We start from the raw sequence: 15,640 nt of genomic DNA, 5'->3' as shown, positions 1-15,640 counted from the left end.
ATTGTCTCCAATATCATGATAGTACAAAAAGACCACCCATGAGGTGGTGCAGTTGTGTATATTCTGATTTTTAGACTAGTGGTGCAGTTGGTGATATAGGTGGTGCACTTTATGCGATTAACGGTGCTGTTCCTTGCGAATAATCAGAATGTAAATTATCGCTTCAGAAAGATTCTAAAATGAGAGATTATCTCTCATTTTTTTACGTAATTTGTGATGAATTGATAGTCCATTCTGAATCCGCAGGTTTCATGGAGATAATCAGTGATTTCCTGACGTTCATATATCGGCATGTAGCCCTGTTCTTCTAAGGAGTGATTTAATAACCGGAAATGTAACAGAGCAAGAAAGCAGGTGAGAAAATGAGCTTTAATCCGATCTTCACGGTTTAAGCAAACAGGTCTGGCTTCAAAGTCTGTTTTCATAGTTCTGAAACAGTCAAGGCTTTGCGGTATTTTTTGGATTTCAATATGTCAAACTCCCGGGTAGAAACACTGGACCAATCTCTAGCATATACATAATAATCTTATGTATGATTGTCTATAACAACATTTGCATTTTGTATTTTGAAGATATAAAATTAATCTCCATAGAAGGAGAATAAGATAATGTCAAAAGATGAATATTTAATTACAGATGCGCCTCTTAAAGCACTGACTGTTTTTGCAATGCCTATGATTCTAGGCAGTTTTTTTCAGCAAGTATATAATATGGCTGATTCTATTATTGTTGGTCAGTTTGTTGGTTCATCTGCACTTGCTGCAGTTGGTGCCTGCGCCGCACTTACGAATGTATTCATTTGTGTAGCATTGGGTGCAGGTGTAGGTGCAGGGGTTTTTGTAAGCCGTTATTTTGGTGCCCGGGATTATGACAAAATGAAAACGATTGTGTCGACATCATTAATTAGTTTTCTGATTCTAAGTATACTTCTAGGTCTGTTTGGATTTTGCTTTTCCCACCCAATGATGAGTTTATTACAGACACCTGCTGATATATTGGATGAAGCGGTATTGTACCTTCGAGTTTATTTTGTGGGATTTCCGTTTCTGTTTATGTACAATATCCTTTCAACGATGTTCACTTCAATTGGTGAATCAAAGATTCCGTTAGGTCTTTTAATATTTTCTTCGGTTTTAAATATATTTATGGACCTTTGGATGGTGGCTGGACTTGGTCTTGGTGTGTTTGGTGCAGCCCTTGCGACTCTTATTGCACAAGGAATTTCTGCAGTATTTTCACTTTTTATTTTCTTTAGTCGGATGCGCCGATATAAAAGTCACTTTAGCTGGTTTGACGGTCAGGAGTTACGTTCAGTGCTTCGAATTGCTGTACCTTCGGTTCTTCAGCAGTCTACAGTGTCAATTGGGATGATGATTGTACAGGCGGTTGTAAATCCATTTGGTACACAGGCACTAGCGGGTTATTCGGCAACGATGAGAGTAGAGAATGTATTTTCACTGATATTTGTATCTATTGGAAATGCAGTTTCACCGTATGTTTCCCAAAATCTTGGTGCAAAGAAAAACGAACGTATCAAAAAAGGATATTATGCTGCATTGGTGTTAGATTTATGTTTTGCAGTTCTTGCTTTTATAGTTATTGAGACATTGCATACGCAAATTTCTTCGTTATTCTTAGGAAAAGACGGAACTGCTTTAGCTTATCAGGTATCAGGGGATTATATGAGATGGCTAGGCTACTTTTTCATTTTCATGGGTATCAAGATGGCAACAGATGGAGTCCTTCGTGGGCTTGGAATCATGCGACCATTTCTTATTGCAAATATGGTAAACCTTGCAATAAGATTGTCAGTTGCCTTAATCTGTGCCCCTCGTTTTGGTATTGCATTTATCTGGCTTGCTGTACCGGCTGGTTGGCTCGCAAACTTTTTGATTTCTTATGCAGCACTCAGAAAATCATGGCCGATTGATAAGGTGGATTCAATTTGATATATAATTTGACAAAACAGCTATTTCTCTATATAAACTTATCTTTGATAGGTGATTAGTTAAAAAAGCGCCACAATCCCTTGTATTTACAAGGGGGGGTGGCACTTTTATCTGTATACACGAAATATAGTAATGTTTTATCTCCGCTTACTTTTTTCTGAATTCCCTTCGTTTTCCGTTTTGTTATGAATTGATGGTCCGTTTCGAATCCGCAGGTTTCATGGATATCATCAGTGATTTCCTGACGTTCATATACCGGCATGAAGCCCTGTTCTTCTATCTCCGTAAAACTTATGTCTTTTAAAGTGTGAAGTAATTGTTCTGTGGTATAAGTCCCTTTCAAGGAGCGGTTTAATAACCGGAAATGTAACAGAGCAAGAAAGCAGACGAGAAAATGAGCTTTAATCCGATCTTCATGGTTTAAGTAAACGGGTCTGGCTTCAAAGTCTATTTTCATAGCTCTGAAACAGTCAAGGCTTTGCGATACTTTTTTGGATTTCAATGTGTCAAACTCCCGTGTAAATTACCGCTTCAGAAAGATTCTAAAATGAGAGATTATCTCTCATTTTTTTTACGTAAAGAATTATGTTATAATGATGTTGTAAAAAAAACAAGGAGGCAGATTATGAAGAAGGTAATAGGAATCCTGGCTGCTGCATTAATATTAAGTGGCTGTGGATCATCATCTGATAATCATGAGATTAAGAAGACTTTTTTCATGAAAGAAGGAAAGAATAGTTTATATGCTCTTTATAATACTAAGGGGCAGCGTTATACCAAAGATATGTATAAGACATATACACCTTTTGAAGGTGGATATTTAGTGACTAATGAGAGTGATCAGACTGGTTATATTTCTAATACAGGTAAAACAATTATTAAACCAGGACGTTATACAAGCTTAAAGACACAAGGTAATATGCTTGTAGGTGAATCTCAGCCACAGACTGGACTTTATTTAAGTGCATCTTCTCTTAATATGACAGAAAATACTTTAACACAGGTATTTGCGAATGATGCTGTTGTATGGTCTACAAATGATAATGATGTCATTGATATTAATCAGGAAGGCTATGTTTATGCAAAACATGCAGGTACTGCAACACTTACTGCAACTAAAGATAATGCATCAGTGACTTGTGTGATTAAGGTAGAAGCATTACATCCATATCTTTCTCAGGAATCTTTAGATGTATATACATCAGAACCTGCTACACTTACAGTGAATGATTTTGGTGCACGTACAATTGAATGGAAGTCTAAGGATCCTAAGATTGCGACTGTAGAAAATGGTGTCATTCAGGGATTAAAGCCTGGTAAGACTACAATAATCGCAAAAGTAGGGGATGATACTTTAAAGTGTAAGATTAAAGTAAAACGTAAGACTTTAAAGATTTCTCAAAATGAAGCAACACTTTATACAGGTGAAGAAGGTCAGTACGGTATTGAAAATGCATATCCTGATATTAAGTGGGAAACAAGTAATGCGAATGTAGTGACTGTTGCTGATGGACATATCTGGGCTATTAATCCAGGTAAAGCGACTATCAAGGCAACAAGTAATGGTCAGACAGTTAAATCTAAGGTGACTGTAAAGAAGAGAACACAGAGACTTGATCAGACTAAGGTGACTCTTTTAACTGAACAGAAGGTTGTATTAAATGTATTAGATAAGAAGAATCCAGAAGAAGTTGTACAATGGAGTTCTAATAAGAAAAAAATTGCTTCAGTGAATGAATTTGGTGAAGTAACAGGTTTAAAGAAGGGTAAAGCTGTTATTACTGCAAAGGTAGGCAAGAAGAAATATAAAGCTACTATTACAGTAAAGAAGAGACAGATTAAGATTAATCCTTCTAAGACTACTATTGAAAAGGATCAGCATATCTTCTTACAGGTATTAAATAAGAAGGATGAAGATCAGGCAGTATGGACTACAAGTAATGATCAGGTTGTCATTGTAGCACCGGATACTGGAGAGATTGCAGGTGTAAAACCTGGTAAGGCTACTATTACTGTTCAGGCTGGTAATCAAAAAGCTAAGGCTAAAATTACTGTTAAGGCTAAGCCTCTTTCTTTAAGTGAAACTAAGATTGAGATGGATGAAGAATCTGATTATGGTCTTTCTATTAACAACTATGAAAATCAGAAGGTTAAATGGACAACTTCTGATAAGACAATTGCGACTGTAGATAATGGTGCAATTCATGCAAATAAAGCAGGAAAAGTGACTATTACTGCAACGATTGATAAGAAGGATTATACATGTGATGTTACAGTTCATAAGCTTATTAAAGTGATTGATCAGAAGGAAATGACTGTTATTAAAGGTGGACAGGGTCAGCTTTCTGTGACTAATGTAAATCCTGAAGAGGTTAAATGGGATTCAAGCGATTTAAATATTGCGACTGTAGAAAATGGTACTGTATATGGTATAAGAACAGGTAAAGTAACTATTACTGCAACTGTAGGTAAGAAGAAGCATACAAGTGAAGTAACTGTTATAAGAAATCCGGAAACAGAAACTAAAACAAGAGCAGCAGATATTTCTTTAGGTGGTATTGAAGTACTTAATACAAAGGGTAAGGTTCTTTATAAATCATCTACTAAGAGTGGTTTATTAAAGACTGATTTACCTGTTATCGTAAAGGGTAAGACTTATAAGGTTGTAAATAATGGAAAGACTCTATATGCTGGTAAGAAGAAGGTTTATTATGCTTCTAGCATTGATGATGCGTCTATTGTAGGTTTTGAAGATTCTATTAATGTTTATTTCAAAAATGGTAAGAAGTCTTCTATTAAGGAAGTAGGTAATTATTCTATTCTTGCATCACGTAAGAATCAGGCTATTTTATATGATGCAGATAACCAGAATACATTAGCTGTAATTGGTACTAAGATTTATTCAAATGATTATGCATTAACAGGTGCACAGATTACAGACAAAAACAATATCGTATTAACTGCAGATGATACTGTCAGTCTTTATAGAAATGGAGAGATTGTTCCTACAAACTCTAACTTTAAAGACAATACACATTTCATTTCTAGAAATAAGAAGATTGCCTATGGACCTCATACAGTCTATAACGGTAAGAAGACAAGTGAATTAAAGAATGTACAGGTTTATCCATATGCATATGAATTATCAGTGTCTCGTTATCCAGGATTCGTAAAAGGTAAAGGTTATGCTTATTATGACTTTAATGGTAAGAAGGTCAGTCCTTATTATCAGGAAGCCAATCAGTATGATGAAAACAAGTGTGCTATTGTACAGCTTAAAAATGGTAAGTATGAATTAATTAATGCGGAAGGTGAAAATGTATTAAAATCATCATATCCACGTTTAGAATTCATCGGCAATTCATATTATGCAGCATATAATAAGAATGGCCAATTTAAGGTCTATGACTGTAATGGAAAAGAAGCACTTTCAGATGTTTATACAAAGATTCCTGAAAAGGCAGCAATTGTCTTTGATGGACATCCATATCTCGCATTAGAAAAGAATGGACGTTCTTATATCTATGATGTAGATAATGATATGAAGGAAATTTACTCTATTGAAAAAGAAATCGTTCTTCATGATGAAGGCTATTTCACAATTGGAGATCAATACTATACTCTTACAGGTCAGAAGATCAAATAAGGGGGAATTCTATGGCAATTTTACTCGCAACTTTACTAACGTTTGTTGGATTGATGTTAATATTCCAGCTGATTTACTTTGAAATCAGCCGTAAACGTGCATTAAGAGTGAATAACTTAGTGTGGTTTGAACAATTCAATCGTCCTTTCAACTATACAGGAACAGCAAGCATGGTTGTATTATGTATTATCTGTTATATGATTGGTGGTACAGATGCACCATTCATGTCAGCACAGTGGTTCTTAGAACTCATTATCTTTGTGGCATGTGGTGTGATTGCGGATGCAATCGTACAATTTATTATTATTAAGTATGGTAAGTTCAGATGTCGTCAGCAGATTCAATCAGCTACACATTTAATGAAAGAAATTGAAGAATTAAAACGTGGAGATGAAGAAGACTATGGTTATGAAGTCTCTGCACCACTTTATGATGAAGTCGCTATTACTAAGAGCTATGTTCATCCAGAAGATCATTTAGCTTTTATGACGGTGGATAAAGGACAGTTTGTAAAGGATTATAAAGATTATCCTGCAGCAACATTTGATATTGAACCTTATACTGAAACAAGTGAAGTAGAAGCAACTCTAGAAGGATTACCTGTTAAGGCAACTAAATTGACAGAATCTAACCTGCTTCCATTTAAGGATGAACGTATCGATGTATTAATGGATCAATTCTCTAACTATGATAAGAATGAAGTATTACGTGTACTTAAACCAAATGGTACTTTCATTGTGAATCAGAATGGTAGTGAAAACCTTCATGAATTCTTATCTATGTATATGCCTTTTAAGATGAGAGGTGTATGGGATATGAACAGCTGTGCAATGACTCTTGCTGAAGCAGGATTTGAAGTTGTAGAAACTAAAGAAGACAAAGGATACATTCGTTTCCATAATCTTCGTCAAATACAGACTTACTTCCGTAAGGTGGCTCCAGAAGTGGCTGAAAATGTCGCACAATATAAGAGCTTCTATATGAATGCATTAGATCAGATTAAACAGAATACATATTTCCAGTTGACAACATATCGTTTCTTGGTTGTCGCAAAGAAGAATTTCTAATAGGCTTTCTTAATTGAAAGCCTTTTTTAATAGGGGGTTTATATGAATACATATGAGCATAAAAATGATGTAAAAAATAGTGTTGTAAGAGTAATAATTGCTGCATTTCTGATTATTATTCAGGTATTTATGATTGTGAATCTTGCGATACATCTTTCTGAATACTATGCAGCTTTTGATACAATCATGAGTATAATTGCGTTTATATGCGTACTACGTATTTATGGAAGACCGGATAATAGTGCTTTTAAGCTATCTTGGATTGTTTTGATTCTCATCTTTCCTGTCTTTGGTTTAGCTATATATATCTTGTTTGGTAGACCTTCATTGTTGAAGACAGTACAGAAGAAGTTCAATAAAGTAAATGATGATCTCAATAGTTATAAGATTGAAACACAAGGTTATGAAGAACTTCAACAGAATGATCCTCTTCATGCCACAGAAGCTTATTATCTACAATCTTTAGGTTTTCCTACTTTTAATCATACAAAGATAAAATTCTATAGTTCCACAAATGATGCATTGGAAGCACAACTACATGACTTAAATAACGCTAAAGAATTCATATTCATGGAATATCATGCGATAGAAGATTCAAAAGCATGGAGACAGATAGAAGATATCCTTGTAGAAAAAGTTAAACAGGGCGTGGATGTCAGAGTCTTTTATGATGATATGGGAAGTGTAGGATTTATTAATAATAAGTTTAGAGCACGTCTTCATGAAGAAGGTATACAGTGTCGTGTATTTAACCCTATCTTTCCTGTTTTAAATCCCTTTATGAACAATCGTGATCATCGTAAGATTACTGTCATAGATGGTCTAATAGGCTATACTGGTGGTTATAATCTTGCAGATGAATACTTCAATTACACACATCCTTATGGACTATGGAAGGACTCTGGAGTAAGATTAGAGGGTGATGCAGTAGACTCTCTCACAAAGATATTCTTTGAGATGTGGCAGACATCAAGTAAAGAAGATTATGAAGACCTCACACTTTATTTAAAAGGTCATAAAGTATCAGGTGAAGGATATATCATCCCTTACTCAGATACTCCTTTAGATGATGAAGAAACAGGTGAGAATGTCTATTTAAATATGATTAAACATGCTGTTGATCATATCTATATCACTACACCATATCTGATATTAAGTGACGAAATGCAAAGAGAACTAATTCTTGCATCAAAAAGAGGTGTTGATGTAAGAATTATTACACCAGGTATTCCTGATAAAGCAGTTGTCTTTGCAGTGACTAGAAGCTATTATTCACATCTTGTGCAGGCAGGTATTCATGTTTATGAATATACTCCTGGATTTATACATTCAAAACAATGTCTAGTTGATGATCAGGTCGGTGTTGTTGGTACAATTAATTTTGACTTTAGAAGTCTTTATCTACACTTTGAAAATGGATGCTGGTTTACACATAATCATGCAGTCAAAGAATTAAGAGAAGACTTTGATGAACTATTTGAAATAAGTCAGGATGTATCAGAGAAGTATATAAATACAAGTGTTGTATTAAGAGGATGGAGATGTATCTTACGTTTCTTTAGCCCTCTTATGTAGGGAGGTATTATGTTTCATTTTAAACCTAATAGAAAATATACGCAGATATCTATTTATGTAGTACTTACTGTCATTGCAATCTATCTTGTGATTGCAGCAGGAAGTAACATCTCAGACATTCTTTCGTTTCTTAAGAAAGGATTGGGATTTTTAAGCCAGGTATTTACGCCATTACTCATTGGCTTTGTGATTGCCTATTTATTAAAGCCGGTTGTAGAAAAGGTAGAATCATCTCTTAGAAATATTTCTTATTTTAAAGAAAAGAAGAAGTTAAGTCATCAGTTATCTGTTGCGATTACTTCTTTAATTGTATTATTTGTTTTTGCGTTATTATCTACTTTTGTGATTAAAAGTATTGGTAAAGAACTTGCAGTCACACAGTTTAAGGATATGAGTGATTTCTTACGTATTGTCGCAAAGAATGTGAATGCGATTTATGATGCAATCATCGTACAGCTTAAATCCATGAGTATTTCTACAGTACAAGTACAGCAGTTCTTAAAGACAGCAGTTGATAGTGTTACAAGTAATCTTCTAGGCGGTATCACTAAAGTATCAGACTTCTTCACTAATTTACTATTCTCTATTATTTTTGCGATTTATTTTATGCTTGATGGAGAAAAATTATGGAATTATTGGAGTAAGAGTATTAAAGCTTTTACAAGTAGAAAAGTAGACACTGTTATTCATCAATTATTAATTGATATTGAAGGTGTATTCTCTGGTTATGTACGTGGTCAGGTGATTGATGCTTTTCTTATGTTTGTTATGGTAAGTGTTGCATTTGGCTTCTTACATGTTAAATTCTGGATTGTGATTGCATTATTAGTTGGTATAGGTAATCTAATACCTTATGTAGGACCATTCCTTGGATATGGTTCTATAGCAATTATTGGTCTTGTGACAGCTGATTTACATATGGCCTTAAGAGCTTTGATTGCGTTACTTATTATTCAGGGTGTAGACGGTAATATTATTAACCCAAGATTACTTAGTGCAAGTATTGATATTCATCCTGTACTTGTTATCGTATCACTTATTTTCGGTAGTATGATTGGTGGATTCTTAGGAATGCTCGTTTCTGTACCAGTAGGTGCATTATGTAAGATCTGGTTTGAAAGATTAGTAGAATATCGTTCAGAAACAAAAAATGAATTAGTAGAGGAGAAAGAAAATGGAATTTAGATTTGATCCATGGATGTTAGATGTAGATGTCAATGCAACACAGCATGACTATAGTAAAAATGATTATTCTAAAGAGAAACAATTAAACGAAGAACTAAAGAAAGCAATGTCTTTCCAGCAGTCTCGTATCTTTGAAACATTAGGCGTTGATCCTGATAAGATTCTTGTCGAAAAGATTCCTTTAGAAGGTTCTCAGAATGTTTATAAATTTTCTTTTATGGTGAAAGGCAAACTTCTGACAATCACAAATATGCAGGCAGCAGTATATAGTGATGAAAAGGTGTTTGGTCCTGAAATATTAGATCATGTAGAAGTTGTAGATATCCCAGAAGGTGGCGTAATGGTCTATGAAATGGGTAATCTTGCATTAGCTTTTAAACACCCTGGACATACAAAAGAATGGAATTGTGGTTCTGTTTTAGGTGTCGGATTTATACAATTATAAAAAATTATTATCAAAAAAATAGCGTATATATCAATGCTTTTGTAAGCGTTAGTAAAAAATGACATAAAGTTATAGAAAAAATTAGGATTTGTGATATAATAATACCATATTCATAAGGAGGAATTTTTTAAATGGAAAAATTATCATTCGTAGTATCTGACCCAGTAGGTTTACATGCAAGACCTGCTACAATCTTAGTAAATCAGGCTAGCAAATTCTCTAGCAATATTAACTTAATCTATAACGGTAAGAGCGTTAACCTTAAATCAATCATGGGTGTTATGTCTTTAGGTGTTCCAACTAAGGCTACTGTAGAAATCGAAGCTGAAGGTGAAGACGAAAAGGACGTAATCGAATCTATCGCTAAGGTTATCAAAGAACAGAAAGTTGCTGAATAATATACTTTTGTTTTTGACAGTGGATTTTATCCACTGTTTTTTTACACAATTTTTCCCATATTTACTCCATAATACCGCAAATATTATTTCTTATTATATTTATAAGGAGGCAGCATTATGTTTAAAGGGAAAGAGGGTCTACATTATTTATCGTTATTTATCATTGTATGTATCACAATGAATCTTATCATGATGTGCTTGTTCATTAAGCAGGGATCATCACAGGTTATTAATAAGTATAAGAAACAATTAAAGTATGAAGTCACACTATCATCTGATAATGGAATAAGTATCAGAGATGCCAAACAATTAACTACTATTAAAGGCGTCAAAACTTATAACTATGAACAACTAGTCAATGCATCTTCACATACACTTAAATCAGTTAATACACGTCTTTCTTTCCCTCGTATTCGTTTGACAAAATTACAAGAAGATACATTTCTTCTTGCAGGTTATTCCTCTATGACGCTGATCCAGGACTTTAATTCAAAAGAATATAAACTTAAAGAAGGAAGACTTTTAAATAAGAATGATGAGAATACATCCAATGCAGTAATTTCTTATGCACTTGCGAAAAATAATAATCTAAGTTTAGGAGACGATATTCAATTAAACACAGAAAAAGGAGATGTATCATTATCTATTGTAGGAATCTATAAGAATAAAGTAGGGCTATTAAGTCATTTAAAGCCTTATAATACTATCTTTATCGCTTTATCAAAAGCGCAGTCATTAAGTCATACTGAACAAACTGTTTCTTCTGTTACTTATTATTTAAATAAAAACAGCAATACAGAAGGCTTTATAAAGAAAGCACAAAGAAAACCATTGGATTGGAATCATCTCCAGCTTACATCCAATGATGCACAATATAATGCATGTGTCTCTATCTTTGAAAATATATGTGATAAGTTAAAGATCATTCCTTTGATTATATTAATTATTGGTTCTCTCTTTTTAATACTTATATGTCATAAACTATTTAAAACACATAATCTTAGTAAGATACTTATTATCTTTATGATTTCATTTACTATTTCATGTTTCACAAGTCCATCTCTTTCTAAATATACAATTAATACTTATTTATCTCAGCATGATGTGAATATGTCACAAAAAGAAACAAGAAAGATCAAAACAACCTATACACCTAGAATATTAATAGAGTCTATTGGTATTACATCTATTATGTATTTAGAAACAGTTATTATCGCTTATAAGAAAAAGATCTCAGCCTAGGCTGAGATTATTTCTTTTGATTTAGAGAATAAACCATATATACCACCTGTGTGCATAAATAGAATATTCTTTGCATGATCAAATGTACCTTTTTCTAATTCATGGATTAGTCCATAATACGCCTTACCTGTATATACAGGATCTAGAATAATACCACTATGTCTAGATAAGTCAGAAATAGCTTCTAATTCTTCTTTGCGACTTAAAGAATAGCCTCTTCCTACATATCCATCAATAATATGAATATGACTTCTCTCTACATCTTTTACATCAAGATGAGATAATGTATCATCAATAATACTATTAATTTCTTTAATAAAGAAATCAGCATCATCACATACATTAATACCTACGATATCTTTATGAGCTTGTCTTAATTCATTACCCAAATATAAACCAGTATAAGTTCCTCCAGAACCTACTGCATCAATAATAGTATCGAACACAATACCAGTCTTTTTCTCATATTCTAGTATTTCATCAAAAGCATCAATATAACCTAAAGTACCGATTCCATTACTAGCACCCATAGGAATAATATAAGGTTTACCACCTTTATCTAATACTTCCTGATAGACTTCCTGCATCATCTCATCTTTATGTGCCTGGAAATCATCATGTTCCTTTACTCTTATATCAGCACCAAGCATATGATCTAAAAGGAAGTTGGCTGTTTCAATATTTTCACCAGGTTCTTTTCTAAGTATAAGAATACACTTTAATCCTAGTTTTGCGGCTACTGCAGCAGTAGATCGACAATGGTTGGATTGGAATCCACCATTTGTAATCAGTGTATCACAACCTAAAGATAAAGCTTCTGCAACACTGTATTCTAGTTTTCTAATCTTATTACCAGATGCCACACTATCTGTTAAGTCATCTCTTTTCACAAAAATATTTGGTTTATATTTGTTGGAGAGATAGCCTATTTTTTCAATAGGAGTAGGCAGCTGGGCCAAATGTAGTTTGTTCACGTAATCACCCCTACTAATAGTATAGTAGAAATATAAAACAAATACACACTTTTCTTACAGAAAAGTTTGGTATAATAGAGACGAGGAGATGTAAACATGAAAACAATTGGTAAAGATGGTATTTTATTAAGACTCGCAAAAGATATGTATCCTGAAAAGGATGATTTATCTTCTATTGAAGTAAAAACATTATTTAATGATATTTGTCATAAGTATATACAAAGAGAAGGAATTTATGATCTTCTTTCATGGCTAGAAGGTACTGATTTCTATAGTGCACCTGCAAGTACACGTTATCACGGAGATTATGAGGGTGGTTTATGTGACCATAGTCTCCATGTCTATTTCTGCTTTAGAAGTTATGTAAAGAAGCGTTGTGAACCAGGTTATCATTTATCTATGAGTGAAGAAAGTATAGCATTATGTGCTTTATTTCATGATTTATGCAAGGTTGATATTTATAAGACAGAAATGCGTAATAAGAAGAATGCGCAAGGACAATGGGAACAGGTTCCTTTCTATACAATAGAAGATGCATTTCCTGTAGGACATGGTTCTAAGAGTGTTTATATTATGAATCGCTATTTAAAGCTTACAGATATAGAAACAGCAGCCATTGCCTATCATATGGGCTTTAGCTATGGGGATGATGCCAGAACTGTAGGTAATGTATTTAGTCGTTTCCCTGAAGCTTTCGCCTTATCTACAGCGGATATGGAAGCTACTTATTTTGTAGAAAATGAACATTGGCCACGATAAAGTGCTATAATATCATCCAAGGTGATATATATGAAAAAGAGTAAAATTAAAACAAATGCGTTAAGAATGTTAGATCGTGATAAGATTCCTTATGAAATCAAAACATATGAATATGATGAAGAACATTTAAGTGGTGAACATGTAGCATCACAAGTAGATATGGATGCAGGTGATATCTATAAGACACTTGTATTACATGAGGACCATGACTATTTAGTATGCTGTATTCCTGTATTAGAGGAAATAGACTTGAAGAAGCTCGCTAAACTATCTGGACATAAGAAGGTAGAAATGCTTCATATGAAGGATTTACTAGGTCTTACAGGTTATATGCGTGGAGGTTGTTCTCCTGTTGGCATGAAAAAGAAGTTTCCAACATATTTTGATGCCAGCATAGAAAAAGACCGTCCTATCGCTCTCTCAGCAGGTAAAAGAGGCTATCAGATGATTGTTTCATCAAAGGATATTACAACTTATTGTGATGCAAAAATTGGGGATGTAGTGAGAGATCACTAATCCCTTTTTATATATCTGTAAGTGTTTACTTAGGAGTTATCGACAGAAACTTATCGATATTCGTAAATATTACTATTTAATTTAGAGAAGTATCTAAAATATAAGTGAAAGTTATGAGAAAATAATGTAACTGTAGCGCTTTTTGTTTCTATAGGTTTTCGAAAATGGTATAATAGAGCCAAGAGGTGACGCTTAAAAATGGATATTAATAAGAAATATGAGCAATGGTTAAATTATGAAGGCATGGACGCTTCATTAAAGGCAGAACTTGCCGGAATGACAGAAGAACAGAAGGAAGATGCTTTCTATAAGAATCTTGAATTCGGTACAGCAGGTATGCGTGGTATTTTAGGTGCTGGTACAAACCGTATGAACATTTATACAGTTCGTAAAGCAAATATGGGATTTGCGAAATATGTAGCTAATTTACCAGAAGGTAAAGAACGTGGAGTGGCAATCAGTTATGATAACAGACATATGTCATATCGTTTCGCGATTGAATCTGCAAAGATTCTCGCAAAGTTTGGTATTAAGTCTTATATCATGGAATCTTTAAGACCTACTCCAGAATTATCTTTCGCAGTACGTTACTTAAAATGTGCAGGTGGTATCATGATTACTGCTTCTCATAACCCTAAGGAATATAACGGTTATAAAGTATATGATGATACTGGTTGTCAGTTAATCCCTGAATGGGGTGATATCGTTGTTGATTATGTAAATGAAATTGATGACGAATTAGAAATCGAACAGATCAGTGATGAAGAAGCTTATCCATTCATTACATGGGTAGGAGAAGAAGTAGATGAAGCTTATTATAAAGCTGTAATGGGTATTGAAATCAATCCTGGACTAGATAAGTCTGATTTCAAGATTGTTTATTCACCACAGCATGGTGCAGATAACATCCCTGTAAGAACATGTTTAAAGAGATTAGGTTATGATATTGTGCCAGTACTTGCACAGTGTGCACCTGATCCAGATTATACAAATACTAAGTCTCCAAACCCAGAAGTAGACGCTTCTTATGAATTAGCTATTAAGCTTGCGAAAGAAGTAGATGCTGATGTAGTCGCAATTACAGACCCAGATGGTGATAGACTTGGTGTTGTCGCAAAACACAATGGTGAATATGTATTAATGAGTGGTAACCAGAGTGCTGCTGTATATCTTGAATATATCTTATCTCAGAGAAAAGAGAAGGGTACATTACCTGATAATGCAGTTATGTATAATACTATTGTTACAAGTGATCTTGGTGAATTAGTTGCGAGAAACTATGGTGTTGATGTTGAAAAGACATTAACTGGATTCAAGTTCATTGGTGATAAGATCAGAAAGTATGAAAAGACTCATGAAAAACAGTTCATCTTTGGTTATGAAGAAAGCTATGGCTGTGTTGTAGAAGACTTCGTAAGAGATAAAGATGCTGTACAGGCTGTATTACTTGCTGCTGAATGTGGTAACTACTATAAGAAGCAGGGTAAGGATCTTATTGATGTATTGAATGAATTATATGCTAAGTATGGTACATTCAAAGAATCACAGATTGCCTTAGCAAAGGCTGGTGCTGCAGGTGCTGCACGTATTAAAGAAATGATGGATACTTTAAGACAGGATAAGCCTACTGAAATTGGTGGCGTAAAGGTTGTATTAAGTGAAGATTATGCAACAAGTGAACGTTCTGATGGCACTACAATTGACTTACCTAAGTCAAATGTATTAAAGTATTATCTAGAAGATGGTTCTTGGATTGCTGCTAGACCTTCTGGTACAGAACCTAAATGTAAATTCTATTTCTCAATTAAGGGTAAAGATGCGAAGGATGCTGCTGATAAGACAGAAGTATTCCATAAGGCAATGATGGAATTAATTGGTGAATAA

Annotated in this window: 13 protein-coding genes and 1 pseudogene; 11 read left to right on the top strand and 3 right to left on the bottom strand. The window is 33.9% G+C overall.

All coding sequences use genetic code 11. The annotated features are described in order from the left end of the window. Positions 1–194 precede the first annotated feature (194 nt). Positions 195–440 (bottom strand): annotated as a pseudogene (locus H8909_RS13875) (IS1634 family transposase); the annotation flags it as partial. Between the two features lie 168 nt (positions 441–608). Here H8909_RS13875 and H8909_RS06545 point away from each other — a divergent pair. Further along, positions 609–1,949, top strand: coding sequence for an MATE family efflux transporter (locus H8909_RS06545; RefSeq protein WP_187012247.1), 1,341 nt, complete (start codon positions 609–611; stop codon positions 1,947–1,949). Between the two features lie 55 nt (positions 1,950–2,004). Here the strand turns inward: H8909_RS06545 and H8909_RS06540 are convergent, their stop codons facing one another. Continuing rightward, positions 2,005–2,451 (bottom strand): hypothetical protein, encoded by a 447-nt coding sequence (locus tag H8909_RS06540; RefSeq protein ID WP_187012246.1) that lies wholly within the window; start codon positions 2,449–2,451, stop codon positions 2,005–2,007. A 123-nt stretch (positions 2,452–2,574) separates the two neighbouring features. Here H8909_RS06540 and H8909_RS06535 point away from each other — a divergent pair, with 123 nt between their 5' ends. From H8909_RS06535 to H8909_RS06505, 7 genes are all read left to right on the top strand, one after another. After that, complete coding sequence (locus H8909_RS06535; RefSeq protein ID WP_187012245.1) at positions 2,575–5,595, top strand: Ig-like domain-containing protein; 3,021 nt, start codon at positions 2,575–2,577, stop codon at positions 5,593–5,595. A gap of 11 nt (positions 5,596–5,606) precedes the next feature. Next, on the top strand, positions 5,607–6,662 hold the full coding sequence (locus tag H8909_RS06530) for a class I SAM-dependent methyltransferase (RefSeq protein ID WP_187012244.1): 1,056 nt from the start codon (positions 5,607–5,609) through the stop codon (positions 6,660–6,662). A gap of 42 nt (positions 6,663–6,704) precedes the next feature. After that, positions 6,705–8,237: a cardiolipin synthase gene (gene cls, locus H8909_RS06525; RefSeq protein ID WP_187012243.1), complete on the top strand. Its 1,533-nt coding sequence runs from the start codon at positions 6,705–6,707 to the stop codon at positions 8,235–8,237. Positions 8,238–8,246: 9 nt separating this feature from the next. Next, complete coding sequence (locus tag H8909_RS06520; protein WP_187012242.1) at positions 8,247–9,422, top strand: AI-2E family transporter; 1,176 nt, start codon at positions 8,247–8,249, stop codon at positions 9,420–9,422. Beyond that, on the top strand, positions 9,412–9,867 hold the full coding sequence (locus H8909_RS06515) for a hypothetical protein (protein WP_117459248.1): 456 nt from the start codon (positions 9,412–9,414) through the stop codon (positions 9,865–9,867). Before H8909_RS06520 ends, H8909_RS06515 begins: the two co-directional genes overlap by 11 nt. A 131-nt stretch (positions 9,868–9,998) precedes the next feature. Next, positions 9,999–10,265, top strand: coding sequence for a phosphocarrier protein HPr (locus tag H8909_RS06510; protein WP_022425165.1), 267 nt, complete (start codon positions 9,999–10,001; stop codon positions 10,263–10,265). A 117-nt stretch (positions 10,266–10,382) separates the two neighbouring features. Then, the gene (locus H8909_RS06505) at positions 10,383–11,507 is read left to right on the top strand and encodes an ABC transporter permease (protein ID WP_187012241.1); all 1,125 of its coding nucleotides are present in this window, start codon (positions 10,383–10,385) and stop codon (positions 11,505–11,507) included. Here the strand turns inward: H8909_RS06505 and H8909_RS06500 are convergent. Next, the gene (locus H8909_RS06500) at positions 11,504–12,481 is read right to left on the bottom strand and encodes a D-cysteine desulfhydrase family protein (protein WP_187012240.1); all 978 of its coding nucleotides are present in this window, start codon (positions 12,479–12,481) and stop codon (positions 11,504–11,506) included. The genes H8909_RS06505 and H8909_RS06500 overlap by 4 nt on opposite strands. A 96-nt stretch (positions 12,482–12,577) precedes the next feature. Between H8909_RS06500 and H8909_RS06495 the strand changes: the two genes are divergently transcribed. The 3 genes from H8909_RS06495 to H8909_RS06485 all read left to right on the top strand — a co-directional run bounded on the left by H8909_RS06495 (position 12,578) and on the right by H8909_RS06485 (position 15,640). Further along, positions 12,578–13,240, top strand: a complete 663-nt coding sequence (locus H8909_RS06495) for a hypothetical protein (RefSeq protein WP_022425162.1) — start codon at positions 12,578–12,580, stop codon at positions 13,238–13,240. 30 nt (positions 13,241–13,270) lie between these two features. Next, positions 13,271–13,756, top strand: coding sequence for a Cys-tRNA(Pro) deacylase (gene ybaK / locus H8909_RS06490; protein ID WP_129980874.1), 486 nt, complete (start codon positions 13,271–13,273; stop codon positions 13,754–13,756). A 198-nt stretch (positions 13,757–13,954) separates the two neighbouring features. Beyond that, the gene (locus H8909_RS06485) at positions 13,955–15,640 is read left to right on the top strand and encodes a phospho-sugar mutase (RefSeq protein WP_022425161.1); all 1,686 of its coding nucleotides are present in this window, start codon (positions 13,955–13,957) and stop codon (positions 15,638–15,640) included.

Origin of the sequence: Catenibacterium faecis, assembly GCF_014306455.1 — a bacterium.
Taxonomy (GTDB): domain Bacteria; phylum Bacillota_I; class Bacilli_A; order Erysipelotrichales; family Coprobacillaceae; genus Catenibacterium; species Catenibacterium mitsuoka_A.
Note: the sequence above shows the minus strand (reverse complement) of the source record. Positions and strands in the feature narration are given on the sequence as shown.

Bases quoted from the DNA above. Each gene is read 5' to 3' on its own strand.
- H8909_RS06510 (WP_022425165.1), top strand. From the start codon at position 9,999: ATGGAAAAATTATCATTCGTAGTATCTGACCCAGTAGGTTTACATGCA.
- H8909_RS06520 (WP_187012242.1), top strand. From the start codon at position 8,247: ATGTTTCATTTTAAACCTAATAGAAAATATACGCAGATATCTATTTAT.
- H8909_RS06495 (WP_022425162.1), top strand. From the start codon at position 12,578: ATGAAAACAATTGGTAAAGATGGTATTTTATTAAGACTCGCAAAAGAT.
- H8909_RS06515 (WP_117459248.1), top strand. From the start codon at position 9,412: ATGGAATTTAGATTTGATCCATGGATGTTAGATGTAGATGTCAATGCA.
- H8909_RS06530 (WP_187012244.1), top strand. From the start codon at position 5,607: ATGGCAATTTTACTCGCAACTTTACTAACGTTTGTTGGATTGATGTTA.
- H8909_RS06505 (WP_187012241.1), top strand. From the start codon at position 10,383: ATGTTTAAAGGGAAAGAGGGTCTACATTATTTATCGTTATTTATCATT.
- ybaK (WP_129980874.1), top strand. From the start codon at position 13,271: ATGAAAAAGAGTAAAATTAAAACAAATGCGTTAAGAATGTTAGATCGT.
- H8909_RS06485 (WP_022425161.1), top strand. From the start codon at position 13,955: ATGGATATTAATAAGAAATATGAGCAATGGTTAAATTATGAAGGCATG.
- cls (WP_187012243.1), top strand. From the start codon at position 6,705: ATGAATACATATGAGCATAAAAATGATGTAAAAAATAGTGTTGTAAGA.
- H8909_RS06545 (WP_187012247.1), top strand. From the start codon at position 609: ATGTCAAAAGATGAATATTTAATTACAGATGCGCCTCTTAAAGCACTG.
- H8909_RS06535 (WP_187012245.1), top strand. From the start codon at position 2,575: ATGAAGAAGGTAATAGGAATCCTGGCTGCTGCATTAATATTAAGTGGC.